Origin of the sequence: Brevundimonas sp. GCM10030266 (assembly GCF_042666595.1) — a bacterium.
Classification (GTDB): domain Bacteria; phylum Pseudomonadota; class Alphaproteobacteria; order Caulobacterales; family Caulobacteraceae; genus Brevundimonas.
This window is the reverse complement of sequence record NZ_JBHTCY010000003.1, coordinates 498,532-517,043: the sequence shown is the minus strand read 5'-3', so window position 1 is coordinate 517,043 and position 18,512 is coordinate 498,532. Positions and strand designations below refer to the sequence as shown.

Here is an 18,512-nt window from a genome sequence, read left to right as displayed (position 1 = left end):
GCGCCTCGTCGCCACATCCGCGCCCCTGTAGCTCAGCGCGTTTCTACACGGCCTCAGTCAGAAGCAGCCTTCACTATCCTCCCCCTGTAGTACTTGGCGCCAAACGGGGTGAACGGCCGCTCGTGACTCTCATGAGACGTTGCCAACGTCCGCTCTTCGGCTGCGGTAGATTGGATAGATCGAGCGGTCTTGAGGAGCCGACCTTGGGCAGCGCGACATTGGTGGCAAGCATCCACTTCTTGTTTCGCGACCTCAGATGATGTACAAAAATCGGAAGTTGGAGAATCGCCCATGCTTGTCGCCGTCCACCACTCGCCCGAGGACATCGAAGCCGCTCTCAGCACGCTCGACTTGACGGTTGAACCGCTGCTGCGCGCCGTTCAAGCGGGCTATTTGGCACGGATATCGCGGACCGCGAACGACGCCCCGATCGCGGGTGGCTTCTATCAGTGGAATGAGACATTGCGCACCCTTCGGGAAGGGTTGGCTCCGGCGGGCTGGGCACGGAGCGATGAGAGCGGCTTCTCGACGGCCGAACATCCGGAGCGCAAGATGCGGATCGCCGTGTCGTCCGGTGATCTTGGCACGGGCCGCATCGACGCCATCCCGAAGACCCGACGGTCGAAGGGCCCCAGGACGGCTGCGGCCGTTTCCGTAAACGCGGCGCAGCTGGACCTATTCCCCGACACCCTCGCTCGTCCGAAATCGGACGACTCGAAAGTTCTGACTTGGGTCCTGCTGTTCTGTTGTGACGCTGATCAGCTCCGGGCCGAACTGTCGCTCCCGGTCTATCTCGACGACGGAGGCCACATCGACGCTTGGCGCGAACGCATTTTATTGCCGAGCCAGTCGATCGATCCCAGCTTCGTGATGCCGGAGCCGGACTTCGGTCCGGACATCGACGTCGAGATCGCTCGCCGGGCCTGATTGTGTTCAATCCCTCACGCCTTCGGGTGGCGCGTAAACGGCGCGGCCTTAACAAGACGCGTTTGGCCGAAGCGATCGGGGTGGATGTGCGCTCTGTCAGTGGGTATGAGCGCGGCGATTTCGAGCCCCGCCCCGAAACGCTTGATCGGATCGCCGAGACCTTGCGCTTCCCGCCCGCCTTCTTCGAGGGCGAGGCGCTTCATGAACCTTCCCCGCATACCGCGAGCTTCCGATCGATGGCGCGGATGGGTGCAGCCAACCGGGAAGCGGCACTCGCCGCTGGCGCGGTCGCATTCCTTCTGAACGACTGGATGGAGGCACGGTTCGCTCTGCCGGATCCGGACTTGCCCGATCTCCGCGAGGAGGATCCGGAAACCGCTGCAATGACACTGCGCCAGCACTGGGGCTTGGGCGAGAAACCGATCAAGAACGTCGTCCACCTGCTAGAGGCGAAGGGGGTGCGCGTCTTCTCCATGGCCGAGGACACCGCCGAGGTTGACGCCTTCTCGCTGTGGCGGGCCAAGCTGCCCTTCGTCTTCCTCAACACCCTGAAGTCGGCGGAGCGTAGCCGCTTCGATGCGGCTCATGAGCTGGGGCACCTGGTACTGCACCGCCACGATGAGCCCAAGGGACGCGAGCCGGAAAAGGAGGCCAACCGATTCGCCTCGGCCTTTCTAATGCCGCGGGGCAGCGTCATGGCGACCGCTCCGCGTATGCCCACCGTGGATACCCTGATTGACTATAAGAGGCATTGGATCGTCTCCGTCTCGGCCTTGGCCTACCGACTGCACGATCTGAATTTGCTGACAGAGTGGCACTATCGCAGCCTGGCGGTGGACATCGCCCGTCGAGGATTCCGAAGCCGCGAACCGCGCGGCGCTCCCCGCGAACTTTCCCAGCTGACGAGCAAGATTTTCGCGGCGCTGAGGCAGGACGGGCTGACTAAATACGATGTCGCCCGAGAGCTGTCGATCGATGTCGAGGAGCTGGACAAGCTCGTGTTCGGCCTCGTCCTGACCAGCATCACCAATGAGATCGAGCCCCATGGCGCCCGGCGCGGTTCGCCGCCTCTTAAGCTGGTGACCTGATGGACGCGTCCGATCCAGGCTACGCCATCGAAGCCCGACGGCTCGCGATCCAGATCGTCGCGACCTTGGTCAATCTCAAGAAGGGCGCAGCCGCCCGCCTGCTGCGCCCGGCCGGCGTCGAGGAGGAGGCCATCCTTCGCTTCCTCACCGCGCGCGATCCGGCGACGGGAGGCAAGGCTTCCAAGCGCGAAGCTGCGGGTATCCTTCTTGAGGAGTTGAAACGAGACGGACGCGAAAGCGAGGTCTTGCGAGCCTTGATCGCGCTCGCGGCCGGATGGGATGATTTTCATCTTGCCGCGAATGAGTTCGAGGCGCGCGCCACGGTCCAGAAGGCGAGGGAACTTAACGGCTCAATGATCGAGGCCGAGGCGCGTGAACGTGAGGCGGCGTTGCGGCGCGGGGAGGCGGCGGAGCGCCTGCGTCGCACCGAACATGGGACGAGGGTCCACGTTGGCAGCCCGCTTCTGCTCTCCATGTTCGACCATCTTACCGCGACGTCGGAGACGCCGCAGCGCCGAGGCCTCCTGCTGGAGGATCTTCTCAACCGAGTGTTTGACCTGCACGGGATAGCCGTCACGCGGTCTTTCACCCGCAACCATGGCGGCGAGCAGATCGACGCGGCGTTCGAGTTCGACGGCTGGCATTATCTCCTCGAATGCCGCTGGCGCGAAAAGCTAGCGGATATTCGCCAGCTGGACGGGCTGGTCGGCCAGGTCAACCGGTCGGGCAAACAGACCATGGGATTGTTCCTGTCGATCAACGGTTGGTCGGAGAATGTCCCGCCGCTGCTGAAGCAGAACCCCGGGAAGAATGTCTTCCTCATGCATGGCTATGATCTGCGTCTGGTCCTTGCCCAGCCGCTCGACCTTCGGGCGGCGTTGAAGACCAAGTTGTCGGCGCTCAACTTGGAAACGGAGCCCTACGCGGCAATCACCGGCCTTCCGATCGCGGAGCGATGAACGTCGCGAGACCTCAAGGATCGGGGGCCGATCTCCGCGTTGCCCATCGAGATGATCCGCCCCCGAACCTAAGCAACGGTCTGCATTGTGCAACGGCGGGCGTGCGCGGATCGGCGCAGCTTCGTCCCCGGCGTGATCAAGGTCTCGGCCTGTCTGACCTCCGCGATCGCGGCCGCAGCGATCCCTGGGCCTAGACCCGAATTTCGCTGACACCGGCGGCGGTCAGGAGGTCGAAGATCGATCGGATCTTGAAACTTCGGTCAGTCCCGCAGCGCGTCATCAGCAGCCTTTCGCGGGCTCGTGACGCCGCAACGAAGAAGTTAGAATGGCCTTCAGCGGGGTCTTTGTCGAAGCTCCACCACTCCTGATCGTTCAGACCCAGCAGGATGACCAGATCATACTCCAGACCCTTGCTCTTGGTTATGGTCAGAAGCGGCGTTTGATCAAGACCGCTGAATCGCGTCAGCACCATCGACCAGTCGGCGTTTCCTGCCGCGGATTCGCTCAGGAAAGCCGCCGTGGCCCGGCGGACGCGGTCGAAGAGATCACCGGTCAAATATTGCGGCGCCGCGGCCCGGAGCGCGGCCACACCCAGGAAACTCTCGATCGCGGCGATCTTGCCGACAACCTCCGCGGGCGTCGCCGAGGCCGAGGTCGAGATGCGGTTCGCCCGGTGGAACACATCCAGTTGGGTCGCCAGCTCCGTCTCGACCGAAGGATCGTCGTCGATTACAAGCCCGCGCACGGTCGCGAGATGTCCGATCACCGTGGACCACAGAGCACCGCCGTGGCGGCGTGTGAGCAGTTCCAGAAGATCAAGGACGATCCTGGAATAGGCTTCGGTCATCAGATCCTGGATCGTCGCGCCTCCGACGTCCCGGTCCTCGTTGCGAAACGCGATGCCGCGCGATGCGAAAGCGTCCTTCAGGCGCTCCTCCCAATCGCCGGCCTTCTGCCTGACCAGCAGGCCGATGCTGCGAGGCGGCGCTCCGCCGGCGATCGCCAGCGCGACCTTGTCGGCTACCGCGGTGGCTTCCGCGCCTTCGTCAGAGGCGACCAGTATCGCGCAGAGGTCCTCGGGCGGGAGTTTCGGCGCCGGTCGCGCCGCGACGAAGTCCGGCTCGGACGGCGCCAAGTTGGCTTTCAGGGTGTTGAGCACCTGAACGATTCGGGAATTGCTGCGGTAGTTGCGCGTCAGACTGACCCGCGCCGACGCCGTCAAGCCCGTCAAGAAATCCGCTTCGAAGGCGGCGAAAACGTCCGAGCGGGCCCCCGCCCATCCCATGATCCTCTGTTTGTCGTCGCCAACGGCCGTCAGCCGCGCAGCCGACCCTTTGAAGATTTCGGCGATCAAGCCGTATTGAACCGAGGTTGTGTCCTGGAACTCGTCGAGAAATACGTGGCCATAGGTCGCGCAGATAGCGCGTCGGATTGCGGGGTTGGCATGGACCACGGCCCGGGCCAGCAGTCCGATCATTGGGAACCCGAAACGGGGCGTGGGTTGGATCAAAGCGGCGCGGAGCTGGACCAGTTGCAGGAATTGCGCGTGGTCGGCGATCGCCAAGGGGTGCAGGTTCATCCCTTGGACCGCTTTGGTGAAGCCATCCAGGCTAACGCCCTGAACGCCCGCGGCGGTCGGCGTTTTGCCGATCTGTGTCTTGGACCAATAGGCGGGATGATTGGGGTCTTCTAGACCAAGCGTCGCGCCGCGAAGGATGTCTTCGAACTCCGGCCGCTTGAGAAAGGGCGCGATCTCGTAGGGCCCGCGTAGGGCGAGATGGTTGGGCAGGGCGCGCCAGAAGCGATCGAGCAACTGTTTGGCCAAGGCGTCGAACGTCATCGAGTCAAGGCGGCGCGCCAGGGCGGGACCGCAACGGCGTTCGACGCGCTCGCGAAGGTTGGTCGCCGCGTCCCGCTTGAAGCTGATGGCCAGGATCCGGCGAGGGTGGCGACAGCCGCCGGTCTGAAGCAGAAAGGCGGCCCTCTGCCCGAGAAGCTCGGTCTTGCCTGTGCCGGGGCCCGCTACCACGAGCATGCTCGTGGTAGCCCGTACAGCGTCCAAGGCTGTGGGCTCCAGACCCGCGACGCCGACCGGCGCCCAATCCGCCGCTGAGGTCATGCCAGAGGCGCTTCCAATGATGTCTTCACATGGGCGATTAGCCGAGACAGAACGGCGGGGCAGTAGAGCTCGATGTCGAAGTCATCGATATTGCCCAGGGCGGCGAGGTGGACAGCGGGCTTTCCACGGGAACCTAGGAAGAGATAGGCATACCAGGGAAAGAGATCGGCTTCGGAAAGACTGACGTAGGCGGCCGGGCCCAAGCCGCCCTCGCCGAGGACGCGTTGCGCTGCCGTCAACTTGCGCGCCGGATCATCCGGCGACTGGGGTCCGGTCGCACCGGCAGGCAAGGTCTTGTAAGCCGTGGGGAAGGCGGACAACATCAGCATGTCCAGATCCAGAGGGCCGGACATGAAGATGCCTTGGCTCTCGAATGCCGCGGCCCATTTCAAGATGTTGGCTGTATCCACGGGTGCGCCCGCTGCCAGGACCGGGCGGGTATTTGTCAGCGCTGTGTCGACGTCCTGCAGTGTGAGTCCTTGGAGAGGTCTGCGCGAAGCCTTTAAGGCGGTCGCCGCCGATCGGAACTGCTGATAGTCGCCGGTGCTGCGACCCATGTCGACGTCGAGCAGGGTCGTGTGTGGGATGCCGAGCTGATCGACTAGGCGCCAGAAATGCTGAATGTGACGCCCCCCAATGGGAACGATAGCCACGAAGGACCGATCGATCGGCACGCCGAGCGCCTCGGCCAGTCGTGGCAAGACAATCTCTTCGGACGGGCCTTCACCGAAAATGGCGTGGCGCGCGAAGTAGATCTCTGGGTGGGCGCGCACGGCTTCGCGGACGAATTTGGCGGCTTCGGCATCGTCCGTGGGAAGGGCGAGCGCGGAGACGTGGGAGACCCCGCTCGTCTGCGCGCGTCTGACGTGGCGGATCGCCGAAGGCTCGATCCGCCCAACGATCGCAGGCGCGTGGCTGGTGAGTACTGCCTGAACCCGCGGGGTTTTTGTCAGCTTCTCCAGTTCGCTCAACAGCCGCGACAAGAAGAAAGGCGAAAGGTGGTTCTCGGGTTCTTCGAAGGCGAAGAGGGTCAGGGCCGGAGCTCGGGCGAATTCAGACTGGAACGGCGGCGGCGGATCGTCGTCGACCTCGCCTTCGAGTTCCAGCTTCAGATCGAGCAAGGCCTTGACCAGTGCGAAGTGGAAGAGTGACCGCTGTCCGTCGCTGAGGTCCTCCAAGGTCATGAGCCTGCCGGTCGCGGAAGGCGTCAGCATGATCGTCGCCGTTCGAACGATTTGCTGAAGGTCCGGGGCAAGGATGGACAGACTGGCGGTTGTCCCGGTCTCGGCGGTGTTCAGTTGCGACCAGCAGGCGTTGATCGCCGCGTTCACGCGGGTGATGGCACCTTCAGCATCGAGCGTTTCGGCCGCCTTGGCGATCAGGGCGTCGATCTCGGCCTTCTTCTCCCACCGGATAGATCGCATCAGGCTCCGGCCAAGGCTCTTAACGGTCAGCTGCGTCAACACCGTGATATCCCGTGAAGCGGGGATATATCTGACGAGGACATGGCCCCGTTCGGCAGCGGAGAGTTTCTTCTTCAGTGAAGGATCAACATCGCCGAAAGGCCCGGCGTCGTCGCTCAGGATCCAATAGAGGGCGTCCTCTATGACGCCGTCCAAGGTGCCTGCGAGTTGCCAGGTTGCCTCGAGCCGGATCCGGACCTGGGGAATCTCGCCGGCCTTCTCGATGATCATATGGCGGAAGGCAGGTGGGACGGTCTTCTCCGCGGCCGGATCGTCAGTTGCCAGTTCCGGGAACCGGATCGACGCCTCGATGAACAATCGCCGCTGCGTTTGGCTCTCCAGTCGTTCGGTGGGCGGCACGAAAAAGTCGGCTGGTTGAAGGGTTCTTTCATCGCGGGTCTCTCCGAACAGTCGAAGAAGAGCCTGGACCAAGGAACTCTTTCCCGCTCCGTTGCGGCCGATGAAGACGCTCGCTGCCGCATCCAGTTTCACGATCGTCGCCGAAGTGCCGGGGTTATCGGTGACTTCAGGCGCGGTCGCCCCAAAACTGCGGAAATTCCAGATTGTGAGTTGGTCGATGTACATGAAGGCCCCACTGTCTCAGAACGCTGTCGGAGTGGCGTCCAAGGAACTAATCGCCTAACGGTTGTGTGGCTTGGGCGTTTGAAAGGCAACAGCTTGGCCGCCTCTAAAATTGCGCTGACCTTGATCGGTCTGGCCGCTCCAGAGTTTGCGCATATAGGCGCGAGCGATGGCGTAGATGAGCTAGGCGACGAACCGACGCCAGATCGGGCACACAGGGGCGGGGAAAATGAAGTCGGACAGCATCGCGGATCTGCGGGCGGAGTGGTGGCGGCGCTGGTGGCGACAGGATTATTCCTGGAACGGACTGGCCAATATCCGGGTCGCCGGATGGTTTCTTACGCCCGACGACCAGTTCACGCGCAACCGGCGGCAAGTCGGCGGCACGCGTCCCGCAACTCTACAGGATATCTGGCGCGAGGAGGAACACCGTCTCGAGACGGCGCCCAACGGGCAGGAGTATACGCGGGTACATACGCCGCTGGTGTGGCAGGATGGCTCGCCCGCCAAATCCGCCTGGATGTGGGAGGAGCAGGATGCGATGGACCGCTCCATCGACGCCGCCCTCAAGCGCTTTCCTAAAGAACTCCCGGTCAGCACCGAGCGGTCTGGCGGCAAACCCCCGAGGTTCCTGTCTTATACGACGGCGCCCGGCCTCCCGATGGACGGCGCGATCCTCGACGTCCTGCCGGACATCTGGTTGTCGGAAGCCTGCATCAAGGGACAAAGGCTCTACCTCGGAGAAGGACGTCTGCGCGGTCGTGCGTTGAAGAACCTGCATCTGCGTCGGGTGTTCGTCGACGACGACTTCGCCTTGGCCGGGGTGACCGAAGGGATGGACCTCCGGCTGTCAAGCGGCGTCGTGGCCGGGGCGATGACGTTCGCGAATATCGACGCGGGCCGTCTTCAATGCGCCCGTCTGACCTGCGCTGACGCGGTCTCCGCAGAAGCCATCACGTGCCCGGGCGGCGTAAGCTTTAACGGAGATGACTTCCGGGACGAAGTGCAGTTCGACGGCATCACCACGCGCCAACTGAGCCTTGAGGAGTCGCGCATCGCGGACGATCTCCGGATCAGCAACGTCCAAGGGGACCTGTCCCTAGAGAGCGTGAAGATCGGCGGGGCCCTCAGCGTCTCCGGCTTCGAAGGCGAACAGCTCGAGGGCGACTACATGTCCGTCGAGAGGGACGCGGACTTTTCACTCGTCAAAACCGGTCTTTCGACGAGCTTCACGGAGACCCGCTGGGGACGCGCGCTGTCGTTCGCGGAAGCGACCTTGTCCATGCCGATGTTCCATGGCGCGGAGTTCGGGGGAAAGGTCGGCTTCGATGACGTCACCTTCCAAAACCTGGTCAGTTTCGCCCGGGCGCATTTCCAGGGACCGGCCGACTTTCGGAACGTGATCTGGGAAGGAGTTGGCGGTGACCACGAGGGCGCGTTCAAGGAGACGCGTTTTGACAGCTTCGTCGATTTTCGCGGCATCGCATTCACCGCCTTCTCGGCGTTCAACGGTGCCATGTTCAAGGGCGAGATCCGGTTTGATCGCGATCTCGTCACCAACGACCGTCGCATGATCCCCATCATCAGGGCCGCGGACACCGACGAGGAGCGGCTAGGCCTCGAGCACGGCTTCCGCGCTCTCAAGCAGGCGGCGGAAGGCGTCAGGGACCGGTACCTGGAGCAGGCCCTGTTCAGGTACGAGCTCGTCTCGCGACGGCAGCAGACTACCACTCCAAGCGTGGAGCGATCGCTGTCCTGGCTGTTCGGCCTGTGTTCCAACTACGGGGCTTCGTTCCGCCGTCCTGTTGCCGCCGCCCTTGCGCTCTGGGCTTTCGGCGCGTGCGTCTACTTCGGGCTGGCCGCGATGACAGGGACGGAATCCCTCCAGTATTCAGTCACACCCGCTTGGCCCCACCGGGCATGGATCGAGGCGGCCAATCTATCGTCCCGGTCGATGGTCAATCTGTTCGGTATCTGGAACCTCAAACCGCTCGGGTCTGGCGAGCCGACGTCTGTCGCTCAGGCCATGGAATACGCGCTGCTCAGGGACAGCCCGGGGTTCGCGCTGGCGACGCGCCTGATTTCGTCGGTACAGTCCTTCCTCGCCGGCGTCCTACTGTTCCTCGTGGCGCTGGCGGCGAGGCGGCGGTTCCAGATCAATTAATGCGGGCGATCGGTCGGGTAACTGTCGCTCGGCACGGTCCCGGCATTCACTGGCGGGACCCTGGCTTGTAAAAAACTTGGAGGCTCCTCGGATTGAGGTCGCCTGTTGGGTCAACTTCTCGGATCACGGACGGGTTGCGGGCGCAAGCGGACGCTTCGAAGGTCAGTACGGGTCGAGAGCAGACTTCGGGTTGCTGCGCTGAATGTCCGGTATCGGGCGACCAGCCCAAGACCGCTCTTGGCGCAACGCTGACTTGGATCGGCGAAGTGTCGCGCCCCCGACTCTCGGAACGGGCGGCGTTATCCTCGTCTTGAAGAGGCGGCGCGCATCGCGCCTCTCAGGACAACTCATCATGGCCGACAAGACACTCGACACCCTGTTCCACGATACTCTCAAGGACATCTATTATGCAGAGAAGAAGATCCTGAAATCACTTCCCAAGATGGCTCGGGCTGCGCAGTCGCCGGAGTTGAAGGCGGCGTTCGAAAAACACCGGGAGCAGACCGAGGGGCAGATCGAACGGTTGCAGCAGGTGTTTGAAATCATCGGCAAGGCGCCGCGGGGCAAGACCTGCGACGCGATCGAGGGCATTCTCGCTGAGGGCGACGAGATCGCGGAAGAGTACAAGGGCACGGCGGCGCTGGACGCCGGCCTGCTGGCCGCTGCCCAGGCCGTGGAGCACTACGAGATCACCCGCTACGGCACCCTCAAGCGCTGGGCGATGGTGTTGGGACTCGACGACGCCGCGAGGCTTCTGGACGAAACGCTCCAGGAAGAGGCCCAGACCGACGATGATCTTACCGCAATCGCGGATGCTGCGGTCAACGCGGAAGCCCTCGCCCCGGCATCCTGATTGATTCACGGCCCCGTCCGGAAGGATGGGGCCGTTCGAAATGCAGGGTCGAAGAGACCGTTGCGGACGGGCCACGCAGTGTCGTCAGTGTGGGGGCGACTTCAGCTTCCGAACTTGTTCCTCGCACTCAAGCGCAAAGTTATTCAGGATATCAAGGGTGATGGGATCGGTTGTCGCATAGGCCAAGGCGCGCGCCTTCCGGGCCTTGGCCTCAAGCTGGGGGATTTCATCGGGGTCAGTCATGAAGGTCTGAACCGCGTGGCTCTCAACCCGTTGCAATATTACGGGAACATAACGCTCGCGACCATGATCCGCCGTGTTGCGCAGTTGGATTTGTGGGCTTGTAGGGCCGCGATCATTTCTTGGGCTTTACCAACGGCGTGAGACCCTTAAGGCTCGGCTGGGATGCGTTGGTCTTGGGTGGTCCGGGCTTCTTGGCCTTGCCTTTGGATTCCTTCATGGCTCAGTCCTTTTGTCGATCTTGAGGGGCGCCGGCTCAATGCCGGTCGTTAGACGTCGTTCAATTGCCGCGCCGTCGTGCGCATCCAGGATAGCCCGCGCGATCTCCGGCGAGCCGAGCATGGGGAGCGGCTCGTTGAAGGCAGCGCGCCATCGGGCGTCCAGTGCGGCGTCAATCAGGGAAAGCGAAACGGTCACTACCACGCCGGCTGGAACCGACGCCCTTTCTCACCGAGAAGAACCCAGCCCGCCGTTGTCGGGTGATAGGCCCGCCCATTGGAACCCCCGCTTGCCAGACCCAGAACCACCAGTTCGGCACCATGGCGTTCGTCCAGCGCGAGGTCCGGGTCGACCAGGCTCAGAAGGGCTTCGATACGTTCAGCGTCGGTCATATGGTTCTCCGGTACAGATTCAGCGAAGGAGGCCTGCAGACCGCAGGGCTTCATTGATTAGGGTCGAGGCGGCAGGCGCCGGCGAGCGGCGATGGGGCTTCAACAGAGGCTCTGATCCTGCTGAGGCGCCCGCCTCTTCGGAAAGCCTCTCGGCAATGCCCCAGCTCAGGGCGATCTCAAGGCACGAGGCGACGCCCGTGTTCGTCGTGTAGCGCGAAGGCCCCCCGAACGTCTCGCCCGGTCGCGTGCTGATTGAAACGCTATGGCCGAGACCTTCGATGCGGTGATGCTCCACGACCGCGCGACCGTCATTGGAAAACCAGACCTGAAAGATGCGTCCTCCGGCTGTCCGTGCGGATGCGCCCGCGCCGACCACGCCATGCACCTGTCGCCACTGCTCCACCACGGCTTCTCCGGCGCCGGGTCTGACGACTCCATCCGCCTCGCCATGCCAGACCGAAACGGTCGGCCAGCGTCCGGCGGGTGAACCGGTTCGTGTCACACGCTGCCCAAGGCCGTCAGCACGGGTGAGGCCTGTCATGGCTTGAAAGGCTTCGGCGACCGAGCTGGCGACCCCGTAGGGCAGGCCCGCCTGGATGGCTCCGCCCGCGAACAGGTCCGGGTGAGTGGCCAGCATGACGCCGGCCATCGCGCCGCCGGCGGAGAACCCCGCGATAAAAACGCGCGATGGGTCGAGGTCCCATTTCCGGAGGGCGTACGAGACCATGTGCGCGATGGATTCAGCTTCGCCCCCTTTCGCACGGATGTCCGCAACTTCGAACCAGTTGAAACAGAGGTTGGGATTGTTGGCCCGTGCTTGTTCGGGAGCCACGACGGCAAAACCAAAGGCGTCCGCGAGCTCGAGCCAACCGGAGGAAACCGCGTACTCGTCGGCGGATTGGGTGCAGCCATGCAGAACAATGACCAGCGGGGCCTTCGGCGCCTGGCCCGCGGGAGCATAGGCTTTCATCATCAACTGACCGGGATTGTCCCCAAAGTCGGGAACGACCGACAGCCGTGATGCGACCGCATCGTCGGATCGTGGCCGCGTGGCGTTCTTCAAAATCGAAAGGGTTTGGCCAAGGCTGGTCATCGGAAGCTCCGTAACCCTGATAGCCTTTGACGACAGGGATCCTCTTGGATCGCTGCCTGAAGCGGGAGGCAGCATGGTGTCTCGCGACGCGAGACCGGGGCCGTGAAGGGCAGGAGCATCAGCTGGATCAGGCGGACCGAGCGGCGAGCTCGGCCCGGAGCTCGGACTGGAACTCAGGCGGGAAGCGATCCAGCGCCGCTGACATCAACGCGGAGAGATCCTGCTCGCTCGCCTCCTGACGCTCCACCCGACGTTGGAAATCTTCCATCACAAGAGCCAGGGCCAACTGGCCCTGTTCCATCTTCATGCGTTCGTCCGAGGTCATAGGGGGTTCCGTTCAGGAGGCGGGCGACGATGCGCTGGATGCCTAACCCCTCTTCGCAGGCTCTGTTTCGAGAGTCTGACAAGCGACTCCCCACCGGCAAACCAGGGTCCACAACCCGACACACAGGAACTGAGGGGGCGGGCTGACGCTCAGCGTGCGCCTTCCTCTACGGCGGGCAGACCCGCCACCTCCCGTGCGGGACAAGGATCACCATGCCCCTCATCCCACTCGTCCGGCTGGTTCTGGGCTGGCTTTCACTCGCGGTGCTGGCGCTCGCCGGTTACCTGCTGTTCAGCTGGCGTCACGGCGAGATGCGGCCTGAAGACACCGGAGCCCTCGTCCTTGTGCGAGAGGACTGGAGATTATGGACGGGGCTCGCCGTGCTGGCGTGGTCGTTCGCCGGCCGTTGGTTGATTACGCCGCTGCTGGCGCGTCGGGATCAGGACGCGACCCGGCCGGAGCGAGGCGAGGGCGAGATGGTTCCCGGTCCCGGCGGCGCGGAGCTTTATGTCGAGCAGCATGGGCCGAAACTCCGCCCAGCGATCATTCTGACGCACGGCTGGGGGCTGGACAGCACAATCTGGTCCTATGCACGTCGTGATCTGGGTCAGCGCTTCCGTCTGGTTCTGTGGGACCTGCCGGGCCTTGGGCGCTCGAGGCTCAAAGGCTCCCTGAGCCTTGAGGTTCTGGCCGAAAGCCTGCGCTCGGTGGTCACTCTCGTCGGCGGCCCCGTCGTACTGGTCGGGCACAGCATCGGCGGAATGACGATCCAGACCCTCGCGCGGGATCATCCGGAATTGTTCGGACGAGAGGTTGTCGGCGTCGTTCTGATCAACACCACCCATACCAATCCCCTGAAGACGATGATCCTGTCAAAGCTGATGTTGGGGCTGCGGCGTCCGGTGATCGAGCCGATCATGCGACTGGCAGGCTGGCTGCAACCTCTGGCCTGGGCGGGCGCCTGGCAGGGGTATCTGAGCGGCTCGGCTCATGTGGCGAACCGTCTGGGTTTCGGTCGGCATGTCACGCGCAGTCAGCTTGAACACAACACCTTGCTGGCGACCCGCAACCCGCCCGGCGTGCTGGCCCAAGGCAATATGGCCATGTTCCGATGGGATGCGGGTGCGGGCTTGGCGAACCTGAAAGTCCCGGTCCTTGTTCTCGGGGGAGAACTGGACATCGTCACCTGCCTGAATGCGAGCCGGGAGATTGTCGAGGCCGTGCCCCACGCCCGGTTCGAGGCCGTTGAAGGCGCCAATCACATGGGCTTCCTTGAGCGCCCCGAGATCTACAACGCCGCGATTGCCCGCTTCATGGAGGGGCTGCCTGCATCGAGCCCGTTCGACGCTGCCGCTCCTAATCTGGAGCCGCGAACGTCTGCTGTGTGACTCTCGGAACAGGGGGAGGTGGGCTTCGGTTTCCGAACCATCACCCCCTCAGGACCCCCGGAAATGTTTATCCATAACAAGCGCCTCATGTACACGGTGCGCGTTGCTGAGCCCAACCCGGGCCTGGCCACATTGATGCTCGAACAGTTTGGCGGACCACAGGGCGAACTGGCAGCGGCGATGCGTTACTTCACCCAGGCGTTGGGCGAAGAGGATGCGGGCCGCAAGGACATGCTCCTGGACATCGCCACTGAAGAACTCAGCCATCTCGAGGTCATCGGATCCATTGTCGCCATGCTCAACCGCGGCGCCAAGGGGAAGATGGCCGAAGCGGCGCTGGAGGAGGCCGATCTCTATCTGTCCCTGAACGACCGGGGTGAGAGCCACACGACGTCCATCCTGTACGGCGGCGCTCCTGCGCTGGTGAACTCCGCCGGCCTTCCCTGGACGGCGGCCTATGTGGACTCCATCGGTGATCCTGTCTGCGATCTGCGCTCCAACATCGCTGCCGAGTCCCGCGCGAAGATCGTTTACGAACGGCTGATCAATGTGACCGATGATCCGGGTATCAAGGACGCCCTGCTCTTCCTGATGACCCGCGAGGTCGCGCACCAGAAGTCGTTCGAGAAGGCCTTGTACGCCATCGAACCCAACTTCCCGGCGGGCAAGATCGGCGGCCTGCCGGAGTTCAGCGACAAATACTATGACCTGTCGCAGGGCGAGGGGAATGAGCGCGGTCCCTGGAATGAAGGCGAGCAGTGGGAGTACGTCGATGACGAAGACGACCAGACCGCTGTCGACGGCGGTGACGGCTCGGCTTCCGTGGTCCTCGAACCCGCCGACCAGGCCAGTGTGAACGCGTTCGCGCTGCGGACGGCCTCGGATCCGGATGCGAACCCGGTCACAGGCGCGGATCTGGGCGCGGGTCCCGGGGCCGGAAAGACGACCGTTCTGATCGACTGATCGCGAAAATCGCCGGGCGTCTCATGTTGCACTATCATTTCCACCTGCAGCACGGGCGTCCGGTTCGCGACGTTGAAGGAGAGGCGTTGCCGAATGACGTGGCTGCGCGACGGCACGCGTTGAGAGTCATGGGCGAGATCTTGCGGGATGGAAGATCTGACTTCTGGGAGGCCGGCCCCTTCAGCCTGATCTGCACGGATGAGAACGGAGCCGTCATAACAGGCCTGCACGCGCAACAGATGTCCGCCGATCTGGCACGGCAGATGCTGGCCCGGATCGATCATGACGAAGGCGTTTGAGGATCAGGGAGTGCGCAGGCCGTCGATCTCGACGCCCGTCGCGATCAGCACGACGCGCTGACCATCGGTCACCTCAACGCGATGAGCTTGGGGCCATTCGATCAGCGCCACGGCCAGCCCCGGCGCAACTTCGCCGTCATCCTTGCAATCAAGGAGGCGCAGTTCCGGGACACCGCCCGGGTGGACCTGCACAAAGCAGAAGTAGATGGGCATTCCACGTTCCTCGAAAGACGCGAGCCTAGAGCCACGCTTCGATGGGCGCATTCACCTATGTGAACGTATGGATCTGGGGCAACGCCTATGGGCTGACAGACGTTGACCTGTCAGCGAGGGCCGTTTGGAACGTCTGATCGACAAGCTGGGGCGGCGCGATGCGCTGTCCGCCGAGGAACTGATCGCCCTTCGTCAGGTGCTGGGGCGCCCGCGTGAGGTTCGCGCTGGCACGGATATCGTTCGCGAGGGCGATCATCCGGACCACAGCACTCTACTGGCCAGTGGATTCACCGCCCGCTATTCGACGCTCGCGGATGGCGGTCGTCAGATCACCGAGCTGAACATCAGCGGCGATTTCATCGACCTGCACAGCTTCGTCATGAAGCAGATGGACCACGGGGTCGTGGCCCTGACTGACTGTGTCATCGTGCCGGCGCCGCACGTCGCGCTGCGACAACTGACCGAGCATCATCCCCACCTGACGCGATTGCTGTGGCTGGACACCGTGATTGATGCGGCGATCCATCGGCAGTGGATCGCTTCCATGGGCCGCAGAACGGCCCTGGCGCATCTTGCGCACCTTCTGTGCGAACTCTACCGGCGGCTGGAAGTCGTACGTCAGGCGTCAGATCATGTTCTGGAGGTGCCGCTTTCACAGGCGGTGCTGGCCGATGTGCTTGGCCAGTCGACTGTCCACGTAAACCGCCTGATATCGGAACTCCGGACGATGGACCTGCTGACCTGGTCGCACGGTCGGGTTGAGATCATGGACTGGGACAGGCTCGCGGCGCTGGCGGAATTTGATCCCGCCTACCTGCGACTGCACAGCGAGCCCGTCTGAGCCCTCACCCGCCTGCAGCCGCTTCAATCGTATCTATGGTGCGTTCGCCCAGGCCCGGCATCTTTCGATAGGTCGCGAGCGCCTGCCCGACCACCTGATCCATGTTGTAGTAGCGATAGGTCGCCAGCCGTCCGACAAATGAGACATTCGCCTCGGCGGCCGCAAGGGCTTCGTATCGCTTGAACAGCGCCTGGTTCTCCGGGCGGGGGATCGGATAGTAGGGATCGCCCTCGGCCGCCGGATACTCCCACGTCAGGCTGGTCGAACCGTGCATTTGCCCTGTCAGGTGCTTGTACTCCGTGACCCGGGTGTAGGGCGTGGCCTCGTCGGGGAAGTTGATTGTCGCGACCGGCTGGGCGTTGGGCTGATCCAGCGTCTCGTGACGGAATTTCAGCGAACGGTAGGGAAGGCGTCCGTGGCGGAAGCCGAAATACTCATCAATAGGCCCGGTGAAGACCAGGTGGTCGTAGGCGACCTCCGCCATCACATCGCGGAACTCGACACCGGTCCGCACCTCGATATTCGGGTGGTCGAGCATGCGCTCGAACATCTTGGTGTAGCCCTCCAGCGGCATGGCCTGGAAGGCGTCGGTGAAGTAGCGGTCGTCGGTGTCGGTGCGGGTCGGCACGCGCGAGGTGACGGACTTGTCCAGTTCCGACGGATCGAGGCCCCACTGTTTGCGGGTGTAGCCCCGGAAAAAGGTCTCGTAGAGCTCCCGCCCGATGGCGGAGACCACGACATCCTCGGACGTGCGCACGACCTCGACCGGCTCAGCGCGGGAGGCGAGGAAGGCGGCTGCCTCGTCGTCGGTTTTCAGGTTGAGGCCGTAAAGGGCGTTCAGAGTCGTACGGTTGATCGGCATGGGCACGAGGGCGTCGCCAACCTGCGCCAAGACCCTGTGCTCATAGGGGCGCCAACGGGTGAAGCGCGACAGATAGGCGAACACATCGACCGAGTTGGTGTGGAAGATGTGCGGGCCATACTCGTGGATCATCACACCGGCGGCATCGGGATGGTCCCAGGCGTTTCCCGCGATGTGGTCGCGGCGGTCTATCACAAGCACCCGTTTGTTCCCGTCGGCCGCCAGACGCTCCGCCATAACGGCGCCGGCGAATCCGGCTCCGACCACCAGCACGTCATAACGTGGCTTGCTGGGGCTTGCGGGACGGACCGGACCCCGGGACGGCGCATGATCCGGGATCCGGCGAGCCAGCACGCGATCCAGCTGGGCCGACATGCGCAACAGCGTCTGATCCCACGACAGCTCCGCGAGCGCCGTATCGATCTCCGCCAGCCAGTCTGACGACTGGCCACGCGCCATGGCCAGGGCCGCGTCGCAGGCGTCGATAAAGGCTTCGGGCGTGTCGGCGATCCAGACAGAGGCAAGGTCGCCGTAGTGGCGCTCCACGTCCCGGATAGGCGTGGAGACGACGGGGCGCCCCCCGGCCAGATATTCCGGCGTCTTGGTCGGACTGATGAAGCGGGTGGACTCGTTGATGGCGAACGGCATCAGCGCGACGTCCCAGGTCGCCAGCGCGGCGGGCAGCACGTCATAGTCCCTCGCCCCGGCGTACTCGATATTGGGCCGACGCGGCAGGTCGTCTTCCGATATCTTCACCACAGGGCCGACCATGACTAGGGTCCAGTCCGGTCGGGCGTCCGCGACGGCGGCGATCAGGTCGAGATCCATCCGCTCATCAATGACCCCGTAGAAGCCGAGCTTTGGACGTTCCCCCGTGCCTGCGGGGATCACCCGGGATTGTTCGAAGTGGGATCGATCCACGCTGGACGGGAAGGGGTGAATATCCGGGTGCAGCCTTTGCTTGGCCTCGAACAAGCTGTAGCCGCCGGTGAACATCAGGTCCGAATGGGCGATCAGTTCCTGCTCCAGCGGCCTCAGTCCGGGCGGTGCGAAGCGGAAGTTCGCCAGCTCATCCATGCAGTCATAGACGACAGCCGAAGCGCTGATGTGCCGGGACATCGGCAGCATCATGGGGGTGTAGTACCAGAGCACAGGATCGCGCACGTCCTCGGCGGCGAGCATGTCGTCGAGCAGTGTCTTCAACACTGCAGTCAGCGGGTCGCCGGTCAGGCCAGCCGGTATCAGGGGCGTCCCGATCATCACACTGCTGTCCGGGCAGGCGCGAAGGGACATCGAGGCTTCAGCGCCCTCAAGCGCCGGCAGGGGTTCCTCCACGTAGTAGACGGGACGATCGACGCGGAACCGGGTCATCAGCTGCTGGGGTCGCTGGAAGACGAAATCCCACCGCAGGTGTGACAGGCAGACGATGGGCGAGAGGGCGGCAACCTTGCGGGGCAGCGAAACGACGCGGGTCCCGGAAGCAAAGGTGGGCGGTGATGAAACGGTCATGAGCGTCTTTCCG

18 protein-coding genes are annotated in these 18,512 nt (G+C 63.6%); 10 read left to right on the top strand and 8 right to left on the bottom strand.

Annotated elements, in window-relative coordinates; translation table 11 throughout:
• Positions 1-291 precede the first annotated feature (291 nt).
• The 3 genes from ACFQQC_RS12220 to ACFQQC_RS12210 are packed head-to-tail and all read left to right on the top strand — an operon-like array spanning position 292 to position 2,974.
• Entirely contained in the window at positions 292-927 is a 636-nt protein-coding gene (locus ACFQQC_RS12220; RefSeq protein WP_376862670.1) for a hypothetical protein, read from the top strand.
• Between the two features lie 2 nt (positions 928-929).
• Positions 930-2,015, top strand: a complete 1,086-nt coding sequence (locus tag ACFQQC_RS12215; protein WP_376862669.1) for a helix-turn-helix domain-containing protein — start codon at positions 930-932, stop codon at positions 2,013-2,015.
• On the top strand, positions 2,015-2,974 hold the full coding sequence (locus ACFQQC_RS12210) for a hypothetical protein (protein WP_376862668.1): 960 nt from the start codon (positions 2,015-2,017) through the stop codon (positions 2,972-2,974). The genes ACFQQC_RS12215 and ACFQQC_RS12210 overlap by 1 nt, the downstream gene beginning before the upstream one ends.
• A 190-nt stretch (positions 2,975-3,164) precedes the next feature.
• Here the strand turns inward: ACFQQC_RS12210 and ACFQQC_RS12205 are convergent, their stop codons facing one another.
• Positions 3,165-5,093, bottom strand: a complete 1,929-nt coding sequence (locus tag ACFQQC_RS12205) for a UvrD-helicase domain-containing protein (protein ID WP_376862667.1) — start codon at positions 5,091-5,093, stop codon at positions 3,165-3,167.
• Complete coding sequence (locus ACFQQC_RS12200; RefSeq protein ID WP_376862666.1) at positions 5,090-7,141, bottom strand: AAA family ATPase; 2,052 nt, start codon at positions 7,139-7,141, stop codon at positions 5,090-5,092. Before ACFQQC_RS12200 ends, ACFQQC_RS12205 begins: the two co-directional genes overlap by 4 nt.
• Positions 7,142-7,367: 226 nt before the next feature.
• On the opposite strand from ACFQQC_RS12200, the gene ACFQQC_RS12195 reads away from it, so the two are divergent.
• The 3 genes from ACFQQC_RS12195 to ACFQQC_RS12185 all read left to right on the top strand — a co-directional run bounded on the left by ACFQQC_RS12195 (position 7,368) and on the right by ACFQQC_RS12185 (position 10,539).
• A complete protein-coding gene (locus ACFQQC_RS12195; protein WP_376862665.1) occupies positions 7,368-9,302 on the top strand; it encodes a pentapeptide repeat-containing protein in 1,935 nt (644 codons plus the stop codon).
• A 352-nt stretch (positions 9,303-9,654) separates the two neighbouring features.
• On the top strand, positions 9,655-10,155 hold the full coding sequence (locus ACFQQC_RS12190) for a ferritin-like domain-containing protein (protein ID WP_376862664.1): 501 nt from the start codon (positions 9,655-9,657) through the stop codon (positions 10,153-10,155).
• Between the two features lie 114 nt (positions 10,156-10,269).
• On the top strand, positions 10,270-10,539 hold the full coding sequence (locus ACFQQC_RS12185) for a hypothetical protein (RefSeq protein ID WP_376862663.1): 270 nt from the start codon (positions 10,270-10,272) through the stop codon (positions 10,537-10,539).
• Between the two features lie 72 nt (positions 10,540-10,611).
• Here ACFQQC_RS12185 and ACFQQC_RS12180 read toward each other — a convergent pair whose 3' ends face one another.
• The 4 genes from ACFQQC_RS12180 to ACFQQC_RS12165 form a co-directional block, all read right to left on the bottom strand.
• Complete coding sequence (locus ACFQQC_RS12180; protein WP_376862662.1) at positions 10,612-10,812, bottom strand: hypothetical protein; 201 nt, start codon at positions 10,810-10,812, stop codon at positions 10,612-10,614.
• Complete coding sequence (locus ACFQQC_RS12175; protein WP_376862661.1) at positions 10,812-11,006, bottom strand: hypothetical protein; 195 nt, start codon at positions 11,004-11,006, stop codon at positions 10,812-10,814. The genes ACFQQC_RS12180 and ACFQQC_RS12175 overlap by 1 nt, the downstream gene beginning before the upstream one ends.
• A gap of 19 nt (positions 11,007-11,025) precedes the next feature.
• On the bottom strand, positions 11,026-12,099 hold the full coding sequence (locus ACFQQC_RS12170) for an alpha/beta hydrolase family esterase (protein WP_376862660.1): 1,074 nt from the start codon (positions 12,097-12,099) through the stop codon (positions 11,026-11,028).
• A 127-nt stretch (positions 12,100-12,226) separates the two neighbouring features.
• On the bottom strand, positions 12,227-12,424 hold the full coding sequence (locus ACFQQC_RS12165; RefSeq protein ID WP_376862659.1) for a hypothetical protein: 198 nt from the start codon (positions 12,422-12,424) through the stop codon (positions 12,227-12,229).
• A 212-nt stretch (positions 12,425-12,636) separates the two neighbouring features.
• On the opposite strand from ACFQQC_RS12165, the gene ACFQQC_RS12160 reads away from it, so the two are divergent.
• Genes ACFQQC_RS12160 through ACFQQC_RS12150 form a run of 3 tightly spaced genes read left to right on the top strand, consistent with a single transcriptional unit; the run spans position 12,637 to position 15,074 of the window.
• On the top strand, positions 12,637-13,812 hold the full coding sequence (locus tag ACFQQC_RS12160) for an alpha/beta fold hydrolase (protein ID WP_376862658.1): 1,176 nt from the start codon (positions 12,637-12,639) through the stop codon (positions 13,810-13,812).
• Between the two features lie 18 nt (positions 13,813-13,830).
• Positions 13,831-14,775 carry a manganese catalase family protein gene (locus ACFQQC_RS12155; RefSeq protein ID WP_376862657.1) on the top strand — a complete coding sequence of 315 codons (945 nt, stop codon included), beginning with the start codon at positions 13,831-13,833 and terminating at the stop codon, positions 14,773-14,775.
• A 23-nt stretch (positions 14,776-14,798) separates the two neighbouring features.
• Positions 14,799-15,074, top strand: coding sequence for a DUF6894 family protein (locus tag ACFQQC_RS12150; RefSeq protein ID WP_376862656.1), 276 nt, complete (start codon positions 14,799-14,801; stop codon positions 15,072-15,074).
• 3 nt (positions 15,075-15,077) lie between these two features.
• Here the strand turns inward: ACFQQC_RS12150 and ACFQQC_RS12145 are convergent, their stop codons facing one another.
• Entirely contained in the window at positions 15,078-15,287 is a 210-nt protein-coding gene (locus ACFQQC_RS12145; RefSeq protein ID WP_376862655.1) for a hypothetical protein, read from the bottom strand.
• Between the two features lie 124 nt (positions 15,288-15,411).
• Here ACFQQC_RS12145 and ACFQQC_RS12140 point away from each other — a divergent pair, with 124 nt between their 5' ends.
• Positions 15,412-16,128, top strand: a complete 717-nt coding sequence (locus tag ACFQQC_RS12140; RefSeq protein WP_376862654.1) for a Crp/Fnr family transcriptional regulator — start codon at positions 15,412-15,414, stop codon at positions 16,126-16,128.
• A gap of 4 nt (positions 16,129-16,132) precedes the next feature.
• Here the strand turns inward: ACFQQC_RS12140 and glf are convergent, their stop codons facing one another.
• On the bottom strand, positions 16,133-18,499 hold the full coding sequence (gene glf / locus ACFQQC_RS12135; RefSeq protein ID WP_376862653.1) for a UDP-galactopyranose mutase: 2,367 nt from the start codon (positions 18,497-18,499) through the stop codon (positions 16,133-16,135).
• Positions 18,500-18,512 lie beyond the last annotated feature (13 nt).

What these genes read in the sequence shown, in the direction of transcription:
- ACFQQC_RS12150 (WP_376862656.1), top strand. Translation starts at nt 14,799, where the DNA reads ATGTTGCACTATCATTTCCACCTGCAGCACGGGCGTCCGGTTCGCGAC.
- ACFQQC_RS12175 (WP_376862661.1), bottom strand. Translation starts at nt 11,006, where the DNA reads ATGACCGACGCTGAACGTATCGAAGCCCTTCTGAGCCTGGTCGACCCG.
- ACFQQC_RS12205 (WP_376862667.1), bottom strand. Translation starts at nt 5,093, where the DNA reads ATGACCTCAGCGGCGGATTGGGCGCCGGTCGGCGTCGCGGGTCTGGAG.
- ACFQQC_RS12210 (WP_376862668.1), top strand. Translation starts at nt 2,015, where the DNA reads ATGGACGCGTCCGATCCAGGCTACGCCATCGAAGCCCGACGGCTCGCG.
- ACFQQC_RS12200 (WP_376862666.1), bottom strand. Translation starts at nt 7,141, where the DNA reads ATGTACATCGACCAACTCACAATCTGGAATTTCCGCAGTTTTGGGGCG.
- ACFQQC_RS12160 (WP_376862658.1), top strand. Translation starts at nt 12,637, where the DNA reads ATGCCCCTCATCCCACTCGTCCGGCTGGTTCTGGGCTGGCTTTCACTC.
- glf (WP_376862653.1), bottom strand. Translation starts at nt 18,499, where the DNA reads ATGACCGTTTCATCACCGCCCACCTTTGCTTCCGGGACCCGCGTCGTT.
- ACFQQC_RS12170 (WP_376862660.1), bottom strand. Translation starts at nt 12,099, where the DNA reads ATGACCAGCCTTGGCCAAACCCTTTCGATTTTGAAGAACGCCACGCGG.
- ACFQQC_RS12165 (WP_376862659.1), bottom strand. Translation starts at nt 12,424, where the DNA reads ATGACCTCGGACGAACGCATGAAGATGGAACAGGGCCAGTTGGCCCTG.
- ACFQQC_RS12195 (WP_376862665.1), top strand. Translation starts at nt 7,368, where the DNA reads ATGAAGTCGGACAGCATCGCGGATCTGCGGGCGGAGTGGTGGCGGCGC.
- ACFQQC_RS12190 (WP_376862664.1), top strand. Translation starts at nt 9,655, where the DNA reads ATGGCCGACAAGACACTCGACACCCTGTTCCACGATACTCTCAAGGAC.
- ACFQQC_RS12220 (WP_376862670.1), top strand. Translation starts at nt 292, where the DNA reads ATGCTTGTCGCCGTCCACCACTCGCCCGAGGACATCGAAGCCGCTCTC.
- ACFQQC_RS12145 (WP_376862655.1), bottom strand. Translation starts at nt 15,287, where the DNA reads ATGCCCATCTACTTCTGCTTTGTGCAGGTCCACCCGGGCGGTGTCCCG.